General features: G+C 68.9%; 18 protein-coding genes and 1 pseudogene. 12 read left to right on the top strand and 7 right to left on the bottom strand.

The genetic code is table 11. The features are described from left to right. Positions 1–113 precede the first annotated feature (113 nt). The gene (gene bcp, locus FNM00_RS09870; RefSeq protein ID WP_143913283.1) at positions 114–587 is read right to left on the bottom strand and encodes a thioredoxin-dependent thiol peroxidase; all 474 of its coding nucleotides are present in this window, start codon (positions 585–587) and stop codon (positions 114–116) included. A gap of 47 nt (positions 588–634) precedes the next feature. Between bcp and FNM00_RS09875 the strand changes: the two genes are divergently transcribed. The 11 genes from FNM00_RS09875 to FNM00_RS09925 all read left to right on the top strand — a co-directional run bounded on the left by FNM00_RS09875 (position 635) and on the right by FNM00_RS09925 (position 9,179). Further along, on the top strand, positions 635–883 hold the full coding sequence (locus tag FNM00_RS09875) for a DUF3618 domain-containing protein (RefSeq protein WP_221933671.1): 249 nt from the start codon (positions 635–637) through the stop codon (positions 881–883). Positions 884–885: 2 nt separating this feature from the next. Beyond that, complete coding sequence (locus FNM00_RS09880) at positions 886–1,209, top strand: GroES family chaperonin (protein ID WP_143913285.1); 324 nt, start codon at positions 886–888, stop codon at positions 1,207–1,209. Next, positions 1,206–2,315, top strand: a complete 1,110-nt coding sequence (locus FNM00_RS09885) for an FUSC family protein (RefSeq protein WP_143913286.1) — start codon at positions 1,206–1,208, stop codon at positions 2,313–2,315. Before FNM00_RS09880 ends, FNM00_RS09885 begins: the two co-directional genes overlap by 4 nt. Positions 2,316–2,360: 45 nt before the next feature. Next, positions 2,361–2,849, top strand: coding sequence for an ArsR/SmtB family transcription factor (locus FNM00_RS09890; RefSeq protein ID WP_143913287.1), 489 nt, complete (start codon positions 2,361–2,363; stop codon positions 2,847–2,849). Then, on the top strand, positions 2,846–3,916 hold the full coding sequence (locus FNM00_RS09895; RefSeq protein WP_143913288.1) for a serine hydrolase domain-containing protein: 1,071 nt from the start codon (positions 2,846–2,848) through the stop codon (positions 3,914–3,916). The genes FNM00_RS09890 and FNM00_RS09895 overlap by 4 nt, the downstream gene beginning before the upstream one ends. Beyond that, positions 3,913–4,272: a hypothetical protein gene (locus tag FNM00_RS09900; RefSeq protein WP_143913289.1), complete on the top strand. Its 360-nt coding sequence runs from the start codon at positions 3,913–3,915 to the stop codon at positions 4,270–4,272. Before FNM00_RS09895 ends, FNM00_RS09900 begins: the two co-directional genes overlap by 4 nt. A gap of 279 nt (positions 4,273–4,551) precedes the next feature. Then, on the top strand, positions 4,552–4,827 hold the full coding sequence (locus FNM00_RS09905; protein ID WP_143913290.1) for a hypothetical protein: 276 nt from the start codon (positions 4,552–4,554) through the stop codon (positions 4,825–4,827). Positions 4,828–4,901: 74 nt separating this feature from the next. Next, positions 4,902–6,314: an ethanolamine ammonia-lyase subunit EutB gene (locus FNM00_RS09910; RefSeq protein WP_143913291.1), complete on the top strand. Its 1,413-nt coding sequence runs from the start codon at positions 4,902–4,904 to the stop codon at positions 6,312–6,314. After that, positions 6,311–7,036 (top strand): ethanolamine ammonia-lyase subunit EutC, encoded by a 726-nt coding sequence (gene eutC / locus FNM00_RS09915; RefSeq protein WP_246065144.1) that lies wholly within the window; start codon positions 6,311–6,313, stop codon positions 7,034–7,036. The genes FNM00_RS09910 and eutC overlap by 4 nt, the downstream gene beginning before the upstream one ends. A gap of 29 nt (positions 7,037–7,065) precedes the next feature. Beyond that, the gene (locus FNM00_RS09920; RefSeq protein ID WP_143913292.1) at positions 7,066–7,986 is read left to right on the top strand and encodes an ABC transporter ATP-binding protein; all 921 of its coding nucleotides are present in this window, start codon (positions 7,066–7,068) and stop codon (positions 7,984–7,986) included. Then, entirely contained in the window at positions 7,983–9,179 is a 1,197-nt protein-coding gene (locus tag FNM00_RS09925) for an ABC transporter permease (RefSeq protein WP_143913293.1), read from the top strand. Before FNM00_RS09920 ends, FNM00_RS09925 begins: the two co-directional genes overlap by 4 nt. Before the next feature lie 96 nt (positions 9,180–9,275). On the opposite strand, the pseudogene FNM00_RS09930 reads toward FNM00_RS09925, so the two are convergent. The 6 genes and pseudogenes from FNM00_RS09930 to FNM00_RS09955 all read right to left on the bottom strand — a co-directional run. Continuing rightward, a pseudogene (locus tag FNM00_RS09930) lies at positions 9,276–10,061 on the bottom strand (HpcH/HpaI aldolase/citrate lyase family protein); the annotation flags it as partial. A 10-nt stretch (positions 10,062–10,071) separates the two neighbouring features. Then, positions 10,072–11,136: an HpcH/HpaI aldolase/citrate lyase family protein gene (locus FNM00_RS09935; RefSeq protein ID WP_143913294.1), complete on the bottom strand. Its 1,065-nt coding sequence runs from the start codon at positions 11,134–11,136 to the stop codon at positions 10,072–10,074. Between the two features lie 82 nt (positions 11,137–11,218). After that, the gene (locus FNM00_RS09940) at positions 11,219–12,784 is read right to left on the bottom strand and encodes an SLC13 family permease (RefSeq protein ID WP_143913295.1); all 1,566 of its coding nucleotides are present in this window, start codon (positions 12,782–12,784) and stop codon (positions 11,219–11,221) included. A gap of 60 nt (positions 12,785–12,844) precedes the next feature. After that, the gene (locus tag FNM00_RS09945) at positions 12,845–13,165 is read right to left on the bottom strand and encodes a DUF503 domain-containing protein (protein ID WP_143913296.1); all 321 of its coding nucleotides are present in this window, start codon (positions 13,163–13,165) and stop codon (positions 12,845–12,847) included. A 22-nt stretch (positions 13,166–13,187) separates the two neighbouring features. After that, entirely contained in the window at positions 13,188–14,504 is a 1,317-nt protein-coding gene (locus FNM00_RS09950; RefSeq protein WP_143913297.1) for an alkyl sulfatase dimerization domain-containing protein, read from the bottom strand. Between the two features lie 53 nt (positions 14,505–14,557). After that, entirely contained in the window at positions 14,558–15,805 is a 1,248-nt protein-coding gene (locus FNM00_RS09955; RefSeq protein ID WP_143913298.1) for a PucR family transcriptional regulator, read from the bottom strand. 142 nt (positions 15,806–15,947) lie between these two features. Here FNM00_RS09955 and FNM00_RS09960 point away from each other — a divergent pair, with 142 nt between their 5' ends. Further along, positions 15,948–17,132, top strand: coding sequence for a CaiB/BaiF CoA transferase family protein (locus FNM00_RS09960; RefSeq protein ID WP_143913299.1), 1,185 nt, complete (start codon positions 15,948–15,950; stop codon positions 17,130–17,132). Positions 17,133–17,136: the final 4 nt, after the last annotated feature.

Here is a 17,136-nt window from a genome sequence, read left to right on the forward strand (position 1 = left end):
ACCGCGCGTGGTCCCTCTGCGCCCCTTCTCGCGCGATTCGAGGGCGAATATGCACCACTCGGCGGGATGGGAGACCGGGGAGCGAGGCGGGGGACCGGGGTCGGCGAGCGAGGTCAGTCGGTGAGGCCGAGGTCGCGGCGCAGCTTGGCGACGTGACCGGTCGCCTTGACGTTGTACTGGGCGAGCTCGATCGTTCCATCGGCGTCGATGACGAAGGTCGAGCGGATGACGCCCTCGACGACCTTGCCGTACAGCTTCTTCTCGCCGAACGCACCGTACTCGGTGAGCACCGTCTTGTCCGGGTCCGAGAGGAGCGTGATCGTCAGGCCGTCGCGCTCACGGAACTTCGCCAGCTTCTCGGGCTTGTCCGGGGAGATGCCGAGCACCTCGAAGCCCTCGGAGCGCAGCCGGTCGATGGAGTCGCTGAAGTCACACGCCTGCTTGGTGCATCCCGGAGTCATCGCGGCGGGGTAGAAGTACACGATCACGCGACGACCACGCAGCGACGAGAGTGTGACCTCCTCGCCGGTGTCGGACGGGAGGGTGAAGTCGGGTGCGGTGTCACCGGGCTGCAGACGGGTACTCATGGGCACTATCCTGACTCATGACTGATGGACCGAACGAGAGGCATGACGTGTCCGAGGCCAGCCCCGACCAGCTCGTCGACGAGATCGAGGACATCCGGATCCGACTCGCCGGCACGATCGACGAACTCATCGACCGGTCCAATCCGAAGAACGTCGCGCGCCGCCAGCTCGACAAGGTGAAGGCCCGTTTCGTGACGCCGGACGGGTCGGTGCGCGTCGAGAACGTGGTGCCGGTCGTGGCGATCACCGTGGCGGTCGTCGGCGGCATCGTCGTGGTCCGTCGACTGCTGAGCTGACGATGCCCGACGCCAAGCTTCCCATCCGGATGCTGCACGATCGGCTGCTCGTGGCCCTCGACAACGAGGCCGGCGACAGGCATTCCTCGGGCGGCATCGTCATCCCGGCCACCGCGGCGATGGGTCGCCGGCTGGCGTGGGCTCGTGTCGAGGCCGCCGGATCCCAGGTGCGGGCCGTCGAGGTCGGCGATCGGGTGCTCTTCGATCCGGAGGACCGCGGCGAGGTCGAACTGCGTGGGGAGAGCTTCGTGCTCTTGCGCGAGCGGGACCTGCACGCTGTCGCGGCCGAGCGGCTCGATGAGGGGCAGACTGGACTTTACTTGTGAGAGAGGTGCCGTTCCGGCGCCTGCGGATGCCCCGCCCGCAGACGACCTTCGCCGATCGGGTCCGGTCGTTGCGGCATCAGTGGCGGTTCATCCTGCAGGTCAGCGTGGCCACCGGCGGGGCGTTCGCCTTCGCCACACATGTGCTCGGACACCAGCAGGCCTTCTTCGCGCCGATCGCGGCGGTCCTGGCCATCATGGCCGGACCCGGCCTGCGCGCGCGAGTCACTTTCGAGATCGTCATGGGCGTCGCCGTCGGCGTGCTCGTCGGGGAGCTCCTGATCCTCGGCATCGGGCGAGGGCCGTGGCAGATCACCCTGGTCGCGGCGCTGATGGTCGTCATCTCGACCTTGGTCGGCATCAAGGGCATGGCGATGACCCAGGCCATCAACTCCGGAGTCCTGCTGGCGGCGGTGGTTCCCCTGCCGGGGGCGACCGATCCCGCCCTGACCCGATTCCTGGACTCGCTGGTGGGCGGACTCCTCGGGTTCGCGATGGTGCTGCTCGTGCCGCGCAACCCGGTGCGCGATATCGACGGCGATGTCCAGAAGCTGCTGCGGCGTCTCGGCGGCGTGCTCAGCCGGATCGCCCAGGCGCTGCGCACGGATGACCCGTCGCTGGCCGATCTCGCGCTGGAGGAGGCCCGGGCGACACAGGGCCTGATCGACTCGGTGTCGGAGACCGCGTCGAATGTCGCGGAGATCGCCCGGATGTCGCCGATGCGCTGGCGTCAACGCGGCGATGTCGCCCGCTACGCCGCCTCGGTCACCGATCTCGACAATGCGATGCGCGATGCACGGGTCCTGGCGCGACGGGTCGCGGCGATGCTGCGTCACCACGAGACCGCCCCGCCGGGCCTCGACGATGCCGTCGACCGGCTCGTGGTGGCTGTCGGGACCTTCTCCGATGACCTCGCCCAGGACGCGGACTTCGAGAACGCCCGCGAGGACCTGGTCGAGGCCACCCGCATCGCGATGGCCTCGCTGCCGGAGATCATCACGGTCAATACCGCCTCGATCGTGGCGCAGATCCGGTCGCTGTCGGCCGATCTGATGCTGGCGAGCGGTGCCAACCGGTCCGATCTCGACCGGCGCCTCGATGTCGACTGACGTGTCGGATTTGTGGGAATTACGAAATTACGTCATTCTTGAAGAATGACCTATGAGGAACGCCTGGCCGCGGTCGAACGGCGGCTGGACGAGCTGGAGGCGGGACACGCGGCCTCCCCGGCGCCGTCGAGCGGTGACTTCTGGGTGCTCGACGGATTGCGGCCGGCGGCCGAGGGCAATGAGGGCGTCGTGCTCTGGGCCGGCACCGTGCGGACCGCCGACGGGCCCGTCGACTGGCAGATGGGCCGGATGGCCGATGAGCTGCTGCACGCCGACGACCTCGACGCCGTGGCCGATCGGCTCGCGGCGCTCGGCCACCCGGTGCGCCTGGCGCTCCTGCTGGCGGTCATCCAGGGCACCACCAAGGTCACGGACCTCGCCGAGCATCTCCAGCTCGCCTCGACCGGGCAGGTCTACCACCACATCAAGGCGCTCAGTGCCGGAGGCTGGTTGCGTCAGGCGACGCGCGGCCATGTCGCGGTACCGCCCGAGCGTGTCGTTCCCGTTCTCGTCGCCATGGGAGTCACGACATGAGACGAAGCGTCGTCGTCACGATCGTCACCGCCGCTGCCGTGGGCCTGGTCCTCGGAGCCTGGCTGCGTCCGGGCACAGGGTCCATCGGGACCGGCAGCCCCACGCACGGGGATGAGGGTCTGGCGCGGGACGTCGCCGAGAGGCTGCCGTCGACGGGGGTCCACGCCCTGTCGGTCGCCGTCGTCACGCCGGAGGGCGAACGCACGGCGACGATCGGCGCGCCGTTGGACGGCACCTTCGAGATCGGGTCGATCACCAAGGCGATCACCGGCATGGTCTATGCGGACATGGTCGAGCGCGGGGAGGTCGGGCCCGACACCACGCTCGGCGAGCTGCTCGACATCGGCGACGTCCCCGCAGCCGATATCACCCTCGAGGAGCTCGCGCAGCAGCGCTCGGGACTCCCGCGCCTCGCCGGCGGCGCCGGCATGTTCGTGCGCGCGGCGGTCTCGTCCCTGCTCGCGCGCAATCCCTACCACGACACCGCGGAGGAGACGATCGCCGCGCTCGCCGAGGTCGAGGTCGGTGAGAAGGAGCCTCTGTACTCCAACTTCGGCTTCGCGGTGCTCGGCCACGCGCTGGCCGCAGCGGCGGAGACCACCTATCCCGAGCTGGTGCGCGAGCGCATCGCCGAGCCGCTGGACCTGGGGTCGCTCGCGGTGCCGCCCTCCTCGGACGAGCTGGGCCCCGATGCCGTCCAGGGCCGCGACGCCGCGGGACGAGCGCAGGAGGCATGGGCGGACTCCGGGTCGGCGCCCGCCGGCGGGCTGCGCGCGAGTGCCGCGGACATGGCCCGCTTGGCGACCGCGATCCTCGACGGACAGGCCCCGGGCATGGCGGCCCTCGACCCGGTCGCCGACTTCGGCGGCGGGCAGCGCATCGGCGCCGCCTGGATCACCGAGGAGATCGGAGGACGGACCGTCACCTGGCACAACGGGGCGACGGGCGGCTTCCGCAGTTGGGTCGGTGTCGACCGCGACCGAGGAACGGCCGCCTATATCTCCGGTGCCACCACCGCCGATCTCGATGCGATCGGTCTCGCGCTGCTACGGGAGGCGGACCGGTGACCACCGTCATCGTCGTGGCCCTGAGCCTGTGGTTGATCATCGAGGTGGTGTCGGTGATCAGTGCGGGCCTCGGTGCGCCGCACGCTCCGTCGCGGATGCGGCTCGCCGTCGTCGCCGCGGAGGCCGTCATGGTGGTCGTGGTGACGCGGGCACTCGTCCCCTGGAACCACCTCACCCAGTGGATCTGGGTCGTCGCCGTCGCCGGTGCGACCGTGGGCGTGGCGCTGGCGGTCGTCCGCTGGTCTCAGCTCCCGGCGGTCCAGCCCGGTGTCAGCACCACCAGGACGGCGGCGTCGGCAATCCAGCTGGTGGTGCTCGCCGGTATCGGGTTGCTGGTGGCTTCGACATTCCGGTGATCCTGCTCGACATCGTCGTGCGACATCCGATAGTGTTCGGGAGTTCGCACGGCGCGGACGTACGGATCGAATCGACGGAGGTGAACCCCATGGCGACGTTCTTCACGAACACCGCGGCCCGTAGCCGCCGCTTCGTCACGGCTCACCGCGCCGAGAGGTCCGCCTGTCAACGCCCCTGATCAGCCCTCGCTGATCGAGCGTCATCACAGCCTCTCCGGCCTGGCCGGGGAGGCTTTTTTCATTGTCATCCACCCATTTACGCAGAAAGGAGGCGCGCACATGATCACCCTGAACGACACCGACCAGATGCCCGCAACGAACGATTCTCCCTTACTCGACTCCCTCTCGACTCCGGCGACGCCGGCCACCTCGGCCGCTCGCCACGAGATCCGAGGGGAGGTGAATGCGATGAAGTTCCGGGAACGTCGACGCCGTGAGCGCGACCTCGCCGAGCGTGAGCTGGATCGAGAGATCGTCATGGAGGCGGTGCGCCGCAGCCGGACCGTCCAGCGGTCGGTGTACGAGCAGATCTACCGTGCGCGGTTGATGCGCTGAGGTGAACGACCTCATATCGGCCGGGGGCCGGCGTTTTACCTGACCGTAAAGCGCCGGCCCTAGGCTGGTGCGCCATGTCTCGATATCGGCAGACCCTCGCAGATCACACCTACGAGTTCGATGGACTGGCGGAGGTGATGGCTAAGGCCACTCCGCTGCGCTCGGGTGACGTGCTCGCGGGGTGCGCCGCGCACACCGATGCGGAGCGCGTCGCGGCACAGTGGATCCTGGCCGATATCCCGCTGCGCACCTTCCTGACCGAGCACCTCATCGATCCCGAGGTCGACGAGGTCTCGCGGCTGATCCTCGACGCGCACGATGCGACCGCCTTCGCCGAGATCAGCACTCTCACGGTCGGCGGACTGCGGGACTGGCTGCTGGAATGCGTGACGAGGTCCGACGCCGCCGCGCGGCTGCGGACGGTCGGACCGGGCCTGTCGGCCGAGATGGTCGCGGCGGTCAGCAAACTCATGCGCAACCAGGATCTGATCGCGGTGGCCCGCGCCTGCGAGGTCACCAGCCGCTTCCGCACGACCATCGGGCAGCCGGGCCGGCTGGCGACGCGGCTGCAGCCCAATCATCCGACCGATGACCCGCGAGGGGTCAGCGCCGCGATCCTCGATGGCCTGCTGCTCGGTGCCGGTGACGCGGTCATCGGGATCAATCCGGCCTCGGACTCGGCCCGGGCGACCGGGGATCTGCTGCGCCTCGTCGACGAGATCCGCACACGCTATGAGATCCCCACCCAGTCCTGCGTGCTCAGCCATGTGACGACGACGATCGAGCTGTGCGAGGCGGGCGCGCCGGTCGACCTCGTCTTCCAGTCCATCGCCGGAAGTCAGGCCGCCAACGAGGGATTCGGGGTGAACCTGGCAGTCCTCCAGGAGGGTATGGAGGCTGGCCGCTCGCTCGGCCGGGGCACCATCGGCGATCAGGTGATGTACTTCGAGACCGGGCAGGGGTCCGCCCTCAGCGCCGACGCCCATCGCGGCATCGGTGGCGTGCCGATCGATCAGCAGACCTTGGAGGTCCGTGCCTATGCCGTGGCTCGTGCCTTCGATCCGTTCCTGGTCAACACCGTGGTCGGATTCATCGGACCGGAGTACCTCTATGACGGGAAGCAGATCATGCGCGCCGGCCTGGAGGATCACTTCTGCGCCAAGCTCATGGGGCTGCCCATGGGCATCGATGTCTGCTACACCAATCACGCCGAGGCCGACCAAGACGACATGGATTCGCTGCTGACCCTGCTGGGCGTCGCCGGAGCGGCCTTCGTCATCGCGGTTCCGGGAGCCGATGACGTCATGCTGGGCTATCAGAGCCTGTCCTTCCACGACGTCCTCTACGCGCGGCGGACACTCGGGTTGCGGCCCGCTCCGGAGTTCGAACAGTGGCTGGTCCGGCAGGGGATGTCCGATGCCGACGGCAGGGTCCAGCCGCTGGACATCGACCGCTCGGCGCTGCGAGGGCTGGGGGCGAGCGCGTGAGCACCTGGGACCGGATGAGGGCGGTCACCCCATCACGTATCGGACAGCCACGGGTCGGCGAGACCGTCAGGATCGACGAGGTGCTGCGCTTCCGCGCCGCGCACGCCGCCGCTCGTGACGCCATCCACCTGCCCCTGGACGCTGACACCCTCGCCGAGCAGATCGGTGCCCTGGGCCAGGGCGTCGCCGGCGTGGTGGAGAGCCGGGTGACCGACCGCGCCGAGTTCCTTCGACGCCCGGACCTGGGACGAGAGCCGCGTACGGTGGTCGATATTCCCGCCGACACCGGGGCCGATATCGGCATCGTGGTCGCGGACGGACTGTCGACCACGGCTGTGGCAGCGCACGCGGCACCCATGATCGGTGCGCTCAAGGAGGTGTTCGACGGCCGGCTCGTCATCGCGCCCGTGGTGATCGCGCGCAACGCGCGGATCGCGATCGGCGATGCGATCGGCGACCACCTCGGTGTGACGACGGTGCTCGTGCTCGTCGGGGAGCGGCCAGGTCTGTCGGTCGACGACAGCCTGGGTGTCTACCTGACCCACCGTCCGCGTCCCGGCCGGCGTGACAGCGACCGCAACTGCGTCTCCAACATCCACCCGCCCGGGGGACTCGAGTACCGCGCCGCCGCTCGGACCCTGGCGGCGCTCGTGGACGGTGCTCGCACGCTCGGCGCATCCGGTGTGCGGCTCAAAGACGGCTCGACGTCCCTGTCCTGCTGAAGGCCAGCGTGAGCGATAGCCTGTCAGGCATGCCCAGACTCGACGTCGATTCGCTGTCCAAGTCCTATGGCACGGTGCAGGCCCTGACCGACACCACCTTCTCGGTCGACCCGGGGGAGGTCTTCGGTTTCGTCGGCTCCAATGGATCGGGCAAGACCACCACCATGCGCATCATCCTGGGCGTCCTGACCGCCGATGGTGGCGAGGTGCGCTGGGACGGACAGCCGGTCGACCCCGCGGTGCGCCGCCGGATCGGGTACATGCCCGAGGAGCGCGGCCTGTACCCGAAGATGAAGGTCGGCGACCAGCTCACCTATCTCGCCCGGCTCTACGGACTCAGCAGCGCGGACGCCAAGGACGCGATGACCCGGTGGACCGAACGACTCGGGGTCGCCGAACGGACGGGGGACGAGGTCCAGAAGCTCTCCCTCGGCAATCAGCAGCGCGTGCAGCTCGCCGCGGCGCTGACCCACTCCCCGGACCTCCTCGTCCTCGATGAGCCCTTCTCAGGGCTCGACCCGGTGGCGGTCGAGGTCATGAGCGAGGTCCTGAACGAGGAGTCGGCACGTGGAGCGCCGGTGCTGTTCTCCTCGCACCAGCTCGATCTCGTGGAACGCCTGTGTGACCGGGTCGGCATCATCAAGAACGGTCGCATGGTGGCCGTCGGGACCCTCGATGAGCTGCGGCGCACCGACAAGCCGCAGTGGATCGTCGACGGACCGCCCGATGACGGCTGGCTCTCAGGTGTCGAGCGGGCACGGCTGGTGTCACGCGAGGACACCCGCTCCGTCGTGGAAGTCGACGCTGAGGGAGACGAGCAGGCGGTGCTGGAGGCGGCGCTGCGCGTGGGGCACGTGCGCGAGTTCAGTCCCTCGCGCCCGTCACTGGCAGATCTGTACCGTCACGTCGTCAGCACCGAGGACTCCGAGGACGAGGGAGGGGACCGATGAAGCAGTCGGCCTGGTCGATGATCGCGCTGGTCGCGAGCCGCGAGATCCGCACCCGTATCTACTCCAAGGTGTTCGTGCTGACCTCGGGGCTGTTCGTCCTCGCGATCGTCGGCGGTGGCGCCTTCTTCCACTTCTTCGCACCGGACGGTCAGAACGAGCAGACCGTCGGAGTGACGAGCGAGGTCGCGGCGATCGCCCCCACGCTGGAGACGGTCGGCGACGGCATGGATGCCAGCATCACCACCCGGGAGGTGAGCCGCGACGACGGTGAGTCGCAGGTGGCCGATGGCGACCTCGACGCGCTCATCGACGGCCCGCTCCCGAATGTGGAGGTGGTCGTCGACGACGAGCTTGATTCGACGTTGCGCACCGTCATCACCACCGTCGTGCAGCAGGAGGCGCTGGGCGAGCAGATCAGCGCGCTCGGCGGGGATCCCGCCGAGGTCGCCCAGCAGGTGGCGGGAGCCGAACCCGACGTGATCTCCCTCGACGGCGGCGAGGACCGCGATCCGGCGCAGATCATCGCCGGTTTCGTCTCGGGCATCCTCATCTTCATCGCCCTGATGGGCGGCGGCCAGCGGGTCGCGCAGGGGGTCGTGGAGGAGAAGGCCAGCCGTGTGGTCGAGTTGCTGCTGGCGACGATGCGTCCCTGGCAGCTGATGGCCGGCAAGGTGCTCGGCAATATCGTCGTCGGAGTGCTGGAAGTGGGCATCATCGCCGCGGCGGCGGTGGGCACCGCGTGGGGCTTCGACCTGCTCGACACTAGCTCGCTCGCCGTGGGCACGGTCGCCCTCTGGGTGCTGGTGTGGTTCCTCGTGGGCTTCGTGATGTACGCGCTGGTGCTGGCGAGCCTCGCGGCCCTGGTGTCGCGCCAGGAGGATGTCGGCTCGGTGATCTCGCCGGTCATCGGCATCATGATGGTGCCGTACGTCATCGGCGTCTCGATCGCCCCCTGGGATCCGGAGAGCACGCTGGTGGAGGTGCTGTCCTATATCCCGTTCTGCTCGCCGTTCATCATGCCGATCCGCATCGCGCTCGGCACGGCCTCGACACCCGAGGTGTTGGTCTCGATCGGTTTCTCGGTGGTGCTGATCCCGTTGCTGATCTGGCTGGCCGGGCGGATCTACTCCGGTGCCATCCTGCGCACCGGCGCGCGGGTCTCCCTCCGTCAGGCCCTCAAGTCCGACACCTGACGCGGCCCGCTGGGCGGTGAGGGCCTCGTGGAAGGCGAGGATGCGGCGCGCGTCGCGGATGTGCAGCTCCTCGACCATCTTGCCGTTGTAGGTGACGACACCCTTGCCCGCCGCCTTGGCCTCATCGAAGGTCTCGATCATCTCGCTGGCGCGGGTGACATCCTCCTCCGAGGGCGAGAAGGCCAGGTTGGCCGGCTCGACCTGGCTCGGGTGGATCAGCGTCTTACCGTCGAAGCCCATCTCGCGGCCCTGACGCGCCTCGGCGTCGAAGCCCTCGGCGTCCTTGACGTCGTTGTAGACGCCGTCGACGATCATCTTGCCCGCCGCGCGGACCGCCAGCAGCGTCCACGAGAGAGCCGTGAGCACGAGCGGGTTGCGGCCGGGGACGTGCAGGCCGAAGGTCTCGTTGACGATGTCATTGGTGCCCATGACGATGACGGTCAGGCGCTCGTGGGCCGCGGCGATCTCCTCGGCGTGCAGTAGCGCGACGGGGGTCTCGATCATCGCCCACAGCTGAGTCGACGCGGGCGCGCCCGCGGCATCCATCGCCGCCACGAGCGAGCGGACCTGCTCGGCGGACTCGACCTTGGGCACGAGGATCGCGTCCGGTCCCGCCGCGGCCGCGGCACGGATGTCGTCGTCGTGCCACTGGGTGCCGATCGAGTTGACGCGGATCGCCAGCTCACGGTGCCCGTACTCGCCGGAGCGGACGGCCGCGCACACGTTCTCGCGGCCCTGTTCCTTAGCATCGGGGGAGACGGAGTCCTCCAGGTCGAGGATCAGCGCATCGGCGTCGATCGTCTTGGCCTTCTCCAGGGCGCGCTCGTTGGCGCCGGGCATGTAGAGGACGGAGCGGCGCGGGCGCAGGGTGGTGTCGGTCATCTCAGTCTCCTCAGAGGTCGTAGGCCGCGGCCAGTTCGGGATCTCCGGCGGCCAACTCGCGGGCGAGGTCCAGCATCACGATGCACTGCTTGCAGGAGGCGTCGTCCTCCATCTTGCCGTCGATCATGACTGCTCCGGAGCCGTCGCCCATCGCCTCGACGACCCGCTTGGCGTGCGCGACGTCCTCGGGGCTGGGGGAGAAGACCTTCTTGGCGATGTCGATCTGCACGGGGTGCAGGCTCCACGCGCCGACGCAGCCGAGCAGGAAGGCGTTGCGGAACTGGTCCTCGCAGGCCACGACGTCCTTGATGTCGCCGAAGGGGCCGTAGAAGGGGAGGATGTCGTTCATCGCGCAGGCGTCGACCATGCGCGCGATGGTGTAGTGCCAGAGGTCCTGCTGGTAGGTGGTGCGGCCCTCGGTGAGGTCGTCGCCGGTGGGGTCCTCGCGCACGAGGTAGCCGGGGTGGCCGCCGCCGACGCGGGTGGTCTTCATGCGGCGGCTCGCGGCGAGGTCAGCGGGGCCGAGGCTGATGCCCTGCATGCGCGGGCTGGCAGCCGCGATCTCCTCGACATTGGCGACGCCCTCGGCGGTCTCCAGGATCGCGTGGACGAGGATCTGGCGGTCCAGGCCGGCGCGGGCCTCGAGCTGGGCGAGCAGCCGGTCGACATAGTGGATGTCCTGCGGTCCCTCGACCTTGGGCACCATGATGACGTCGAGCTTATCGCCGACCTCGGTGACCAGGGTGATGAGGTCGTCGAGCACCCAGGGGGAGTCGAGGCTGTTGACGCGGGTCCACAGCTGGGTGTCGCGGCCAGGCCCGAACAGGTCGGCATTCGCCTTCGCGATCTCGACGAGCCCCTGGCGCGCGGCCTCCTTCTTCTCGGTCTTGACCGCATCCTCGAGATTGCCCAGCAGGATGTCGACCTTGGCGGCGATGTCGGGTACCTTGGCCGCCATCTTCTCGTTGCTCGGGTCGAAGAAGTGGATCATCCGGCTCGGCCGGAACGGGACATCGGTGGTGGGAGTCGGGGCACCGACGGCAAGAGGACGGAAGAACGCTCGGGGACTACGCACGTTGGACCCTTCTGGAGACGTCTGATTACCGCTCAGTATGCCCAAGCGACTCCGCGGGCGTGGCCGGTGCCCCTCGAGAGGCTCATCCGATGCCGAGGAGGGTGGCCATTCCCGTCACGCCGGCGACGATGATGACGATCCCGACGAGGTCGAACACCACGCCCGATCGCACCATCTTGGTGATCGGGACCATGCCGGTGCCGTAGACGATGGCATTGGGAGGTGTGGACACCGGCAGCATGAAGCCGAAGGAGGCACCGAATATCGCCGCCAGGACCGGGATCGCGGGGTTGACATCGGTGGCGAGGGCGAGCTGCGCGGCGATCGGCGCGACCACCACCACGCTCGCGGTGTTGCTGGTGGTCTCGCTGATGAGGACGGCGATGACCGTCGCCAGGATGGTGATGCCCAGCAGCTCGCTGGTGCCGAGGAGATCGGACAGCGACGTGCCCATGGTCTCGGCGAGGCCGGTGGAGGAGAGCAGCCCGCCGAGGGTGATCCCGCTGCCGAACAGGATGATGGTGCCCCAGTCGATCTTGGTGGCGTCGTTCCAGGTCAGCGTGAACGAGCGTTCCGACCAGTTCGTGGGAAGCAGGAACAGCAGCGAGGCGGCCACGATGGCGACCGCACCCTCGTCGAGTCGGCTCAGCGTGGCGTCGTAGAAGGAGGACTCGCCTCCGGTCACGAGTCCCACCGCGCCGGGGAAGATCCAGAGGGTGACGGCGACGCCGAAGGCGATGAGGGTGTTCCGTCCTCCCGCGCCCATTCGCCCGAGCTTGTCGCGTTCCTCCTTGATGTAGCCGTCGACGCCCTCGACCCTCTTCACCTCGGGGCGGTTGAGCCGCACCAGCAGCAGGCACAGGACCGCGAACATCACGAGCACCAGCGGGAAGGCGAGCACCATCCACTGGAAGAAGGGCACGACGATGTCGAGCTCCTCCTCCAGGTACGCCCGTCCGATGAGGTTCGGGGGGCTGCCGACGGGAGTGAGCAGACCGCCGATGCTCGCACCGTAGGCGACCATCAGCATGAGAGCAGTGGCGAAGTGGAGCCGCTGGGGATCGACCTCCTCCTCGGCATCGTGGCTGAGCACCGAGGCGAGGAATCCGACGATGCCGGCGGCGATCGGCATCATCATCGCCGCGGTGGCGGTGTTCGACACGAACCCGCTCAGCAGAGCCGTGATGGCACCGAAGGCGATGATGATGCGCGTCGTCGACTGGGCGACGCCGGGCAGGCTGAGGATGCCGAAGGCGAAGCGACGGTCGAGGCCGTGCTTGCGCATCGCCTCGGCGATGATGAACCCGCCGATGAACACGAAGATCGTGCTGTTGCCGAAGGCGCCGAAGACCTCCTCCGCGGCGGCGATGTTCAGCACGATGGTCGCCGCCATGGCCGCCATCGCGGTGACCGGGATGGGAATGGCCTCGCTGATCCAGTAGACGACCACCCAGGCCAGCAGCCCGGCGAGCCGCTGCGCGGGCTCGTCGAGGGGTGCGCACAGCAGATAGGTCACGATGCCGACGACCGGCCCGGCGAACAGGCCGATCGTGCGACGGCCGCGCTCGAAGCGCTGCTCTGCCGGGCTCAAGGTCTCTTTGACCTCGTCGAAGGTGCGGTAGGTCGCTGGACGTTTCGGTTCGGACATGGGGTCCCCCTTGTGGCGTGACGTACATCACACACTAAGGGGTCGGCTGGCCGAGATCGCTCAGCTGAAGGGCAGCTCGTCCTGCTCGTCGTCGTCGCTGGAGGAGAGGTGCCGGTGGGCTGAGAGGAGCTCGATCTCGGGCCGCGCGGCCATGAAGCGCTCGACCGAGTCGAGGACCTCGACCACGTGGCGCCGGTCGATCGAGACGAGGCTGCCGCCGATCCCGGCGCGTCGATAGAGGTCGACGCTGTCGGTCTCGGCGGCAGCCAGCGCGAAACGGCGCTGCAGCTCGGCGACGATCGGCCGGACGATGCTGCGCTTCTCCTTCAGCGAATGGACATCGCCGAGGCGGATGTCGAACTCGATCCAGCCGATCCACATGCCCGGTAGTCTGCCACGTGCGTCAGACCGACCAGCGCATCGTGTCGGCAACCTTGGACTCCAGCTCCGAGATCGTGTCGGTGCCGGCGAGGGCGGCACGAGACTCGACCGTCGCCCAGGCATACACGCCCTTGGCCATGGTCGATGTCGCCGCCTGCTCGAGCTGGGAGAACACGCGGACCCGCGCCTCGTGGACGGCCGGATCGCTCGAGCTGTCCGCCGCGAACTGGGCGAGATGGCCCGCGAGGCGGTGCTCGCCGTTCTCGACGAGCTCGACGGCGCGCCGGGCGAGGACATCGGCCCCGCCGGCGAGCTCGGCGAGCTCCTGGGCCAGCGAGGCACGTGAGGCCGGCTTCAGCTCTGCCGGGTTGCCGTCGTACCAGCCGCCGTACAGCCTCCAGATATTGCGCACGACGAACTCGGGCTCGTCATAGGAGGGCCGCAGGTAGGGCTTCTCCAGCAGGTGCGTGGGAGTGCTGACGTTCTGCAGGATCTGATCGAGGGTCGCCCCGGAGTTCATCAGCTCGAGCGTGCGCCCGTAGATCGCATCGAGCAGCTCGGCCGCCTCCAGCAGGGTGGTCCGCACGCGGTCGACGCCGAGGACCGGCAGCCCGTGCCCGGGCAGCAGGATCTCGGCGCCGAGGGCGGCCATGTGCTTGAGCGCCTGGGACCACTCGTGGGCGTAGCGCTGCACCTTCTGGGGATTGCCGGCATTCGGGCTGGACCAGATGAAGAAGTCGCCGCAGAACAGCGCCTTGCGCTCGGGGATCCACGCGATGGTGGCGTCATCGGTCTCGCCGCGGGCGTGGAAGAGCTCGATCCGCTCGCCGCCGATCGTCAACGTCAGCTGCTCGCCGTAGGTGATATCGGGGTAGCGGTAGCTGGCGGGCCAGGTGAAGCCGGGGGACTGGAACTGCCGGCGGTTGATGGCCTGGTTGTATCCGGCGGTCAGCCGGTAGCGGTCGAAGCGCGGGACGAGGGCTTCCTGCGCGACCACCGTGGGCCGGGTCGGGCCGTCGGCATCGGCCTCGTCGTCGAAGCGGCCCATGCCGAAGATGTGATCGATATGGCCGTGGGAGTACACGGCGGTGTGGATCGGAGCCGAGCTGAGCGCGCGGACGGCCTGATACAGGTCGTCCGCGGTGCGCCGGTCTCCGGTGTCGTAGACGAAGAGACCGTCCTCAGTCGGCAGCACGTACACATTGCCGAACGCGGGCCACATGTAGATGCCGTCGGCGACGGCGTGGAGTCCGCTCTCGCGGAGCGCTCCGCTGTGGTATTCGCGCAGGCTGCGGTCACCGGACCACGCCTGGTCGGCGTATTCGAGGATGTCGGTCATGGCTCTCCTTGGGCGATGGGTGCGTCTCACGCTAAGAGCCGCACCGACGGCCCTCAAGCGTCGGGGAGCACAGGAGACCCTGCTGGAGATTGTGACCAGATCACAGCGTCCTGTCCGTCGCTGTCATCGGAGAGGGCGGCGATGACGAGGGTGACCAGATCGCGGGTGGAGTGCACGTCGAGGCCGGTCAGCGTCTTGATGCGGGCGAGTCGGTTGTCGACCGTGTTGGGGTGGACGAAGAGATCCCGGGCCGTGGCGCGCCGGTCGAGGTCGTGGGCGACGAAGCTGCGCAGGGTCGAGAGCAGCTCCTCGCGTTCGAGCATCCCGCGGCAGCGTTCGAGCAGCAGCGGACGGCTGACACTGTCGTGGGAGAGGTGGTGCTCCACGGCGACATCGGCCATCGTGACCCACTGCCCGCCGCCGCCGTGATGCACCGCGGCGGCCAGCGCTTCGGCGGCGAGAGCCGAGGCTCGCGGCAGGTCGTCGACTCCCGTCGCCGGTTCGGCCGCGATCGTGACCGGTGCGCCGCCGATGCGAGCCATGTCGGCGAGCAGCCGCTCGGGATCGGATGGTGGGGTACGCAGCAGGAGGCGCCCGGACGTGTCGTCGAGATCGATGAGCCACAGGTCGGCGAGCTCACGCACGAGGTGCGCGCGGAGCAGCCGCACCTTGCGCAGGCGCGCGGTCGACCGGGTGAGCGGCGAGGGAGCGTCCTCGCCGGGGGCCGCCCCCACGTGCACGAGCACGACGAGCGGCCGCTCGGGGACCGCGCCGGGATCCTCGAAGGTCCAGCCGGCGCCGGAGAACAGCGCGCGGATGATCTCGGCATCGTGTCCCGAGCTCGCCGCGGCGAGGTCACGGCCGGCGAGATCGTAGGCATCGGCGACGGCGCGGAGCATCGCATCGAAGATGGTGCGGGTCCGCTCGACCACGGGCCAGGCGCGGGTGTCGTCGTCGATCTCGGCGCGGACCACGGCGGCGAAGTGCTCGAAGGCGATGTGCCAGCACCTCAGGTACTCGCCGAGGGGGAGTCCTTCGGCGACGCGGTCCGCGCTGCGCTCGATCACCTCGCGGACGGCGGTCTGCCGTGGTGGATCGGGGTCGGTCATCGCGGCCACGCCGACGCGCAGGATGGTCCGGACGGTGTGTGTGCTCTCCCGGCTGAGGTGCTCGGGCATGCCTGCCTCGGCGAAGCGCGGTGCTCCCGCGGCGTAGTCGTCGATGACCTCGCGGGCCAGCCGGGGGATGGCGTCGCCGACCCGTCGTGCGGCGCGGGCGAGGTCGTCCTCGGCGTGGGTCACGCGGCCCTCCTCTGTGACTCGTCACAAGGCAGCGCCGGCTGCGGTGTGACATCACTCGATGGTATCGCCCGCGGTGCTGGATCACGCTGAGTGAGAGCCGTGGAGGTCCGCGGCTTCAGCGACCATAGGAAGGGGCGGGCACATGCAGGGACACGGCGGGGAACACGCGGGGATGCCGTTGAGCGGCATCACGGTCGTCGACTTCGGTCAGTACATCGCGGCCCCGGGCGCCACCCAGACCCTCGCCGATCTCGGTGCCGAGGTCATCAAAGTCGAGAATCCGGGCGGGGACCAGGCTCGCGCTGTCGGCACCTACGGCCATGCGATCATGCGCGCCTACAACCGCCGCAAGAAGTCGGTGGTCCTGAACCTGCGCTACGAGGAGGGGCTGGCGGCCGCCCGGCGGCTGATCGAGCGCGCCGATGTGGTGGTGCAGAATCTGCGTCCCGGGGCCATGGCCCGCCTCGGCCTCTCCAATGAGGTGATCCGGGGCCTCAATCCCTCGGTGATCACCGCCGCGGTGACCGGCTTTGGCACCGAGGGACCGTCGCGGGATCGCCCGGGACTCGACATTGCCGCCCAGGCGGAGTCCGGACTGATGTCGATCACGGGAGAGCGGGAAGGCCAGCCGCAGCGGGTCGGCGTGCCGATCGTCGACCATGTCGCCTCGATCGTCCTCTCCCAGGCGATCATCACCGCCCTCTTCCACCGTGAGCGCACCGGTCAGGGCGACGATCTCTCGGTATCGCTGCTCGATGTCGGGGTCGACCTGCAGCGCGTCAACTGGGGTGAGTACGCGCTCACCGGTCAGATGCCGATCCGCTGCGGCAACGGACAGCCCGGGGCTGCCCCGGGGGCCGACATCTTCGCGACCGCCGATGGCGACGTGGTCGTCTCGGCGTACACCGACGACAAGTTCGCGACTATCAGCCGGCTGGCGGGGCGTCCCGATCTGCCGGGTGACCCGCGATTCGCCGACAATCCTTCCAGGGTGGCGCACCGACCCGAGCTGCTCGACGCCCTCGCCCCCTATTTCCTCGCACGCTCCACCGACACGGTGATCCAGGAACTCAGCGATGCCGGGATCGTCGTGGGCGATGTGCGCACCTATGATCGTGTGCTCAGCGCGGACGATGTCGTGGCAGGCGGGGTCTTCTCCGACTGCACCGATGCCGATGGCACGCCCTATCGGATGCCGACGCTGCCCTTCGTCTCGCGTCACGTCTCACGCTCTCGCGACGGTGGAACGGTGCCCTCGGCCGGCGAGCACACCCGGCAGGTGCTGGACTCGATGGGGTCGGCGGCCAGCTCGGCGGCCCCTGCATGAGGAC

This window comes from Aeromicrobium piscarium (assembly GCF_007421815.1).
GTDB classification, from domain to species: domain Bacteria; phylum Actinomycetota; class Actinomycetes; order Propionibacteriales; family Nocardioidaceae; genus Aeromicrobium; species Aeromicrobium piscarium.

Bases quoted from the DNA above. Each gene is read 5' to 3' on its own strand.
- FNM00_RS09880 (WP_143913285.1), top strand. From the start codon at position 886: ATGCCCGACGCCAAGCTTCCCATCCGGATGCTGCACGATCGGCTGCTC.
- FNM00_RS09910 (WP_143913291.1), top strand. From the start codon at position 4,902: ATGTCTCGATATCGGCAGACCCTCGCAGATCACACCTACGAGTTCGAT.
- FNM00_RS09950 (WP_143913297.1), bottom strand. From the start codon at position 14,504: ATGACCGACATCCTCGAATACGCCGACCAGGCGTGGTCCGGTGACCGC.
- FNM00_RS09960 (WP_143913299.1), top strand. From the start codon at position 15,948: ATGCAGGGACACGGCGGGGAACACGCGGGGATGCCGTTGAGCGGCATC.
- FNM00_RS09890 (WP_143913287.1), top strand. From the start codon at position 2,361: ATGACCTATGAGGAACGCCTGGCCGCGGTCGAACGGCGGCTGGACGAG.
- FNM00_RS09940 (WP_143913295.1), bottom strand. From the start codon at position 12,784: ATGTCCGAACCGAAACGTCCAGCGACCTACCGCACCTTCGACGAGGTC.
- FNM00_RS09925 (WP_143913293.1), top strand. From the start codon at position 7,983: ATGAAGCAGTCGGCCTGGTCGATGATCGCGCTGGTCGCGAGCCGCGAG.
- bcp (WP_143913283.1), bottom strand. From the start codon at position 587: ATGAGTACCCGTCTGCAGCCCGGTGACACCGCACCCGACTTCACCCTC.
- FNM00_RS09920 (WP_143913292.1), top strand. From the start codon at position 7,066: ATGCCCAGACTCGACGTCGATTCGCTGTCCAAGTCCTATGGCACGGTG.
- FNM00_RS09905 (WP_143913290.1), top strand. From the start codon at position 4,552: ATGATCACCCTGAACGACACCGACCAGATGCCCGCAACGAACGATTCT.
- FNM00_RS09945 (WP_143913296.1), bottom strand. From the start codon at position 13,165: ATGTGGATCGGCTGGATCGAGTTCGACATCCGCCTCGGCGATGTCCAT.
- FNM00_RS09895 (WP_143913288.1), top strand. From the start codon at position 2,846: ATGAGACGAAGCGTCGTCGTCACGATCGTCACCGCCGCTGCCGTGGGC.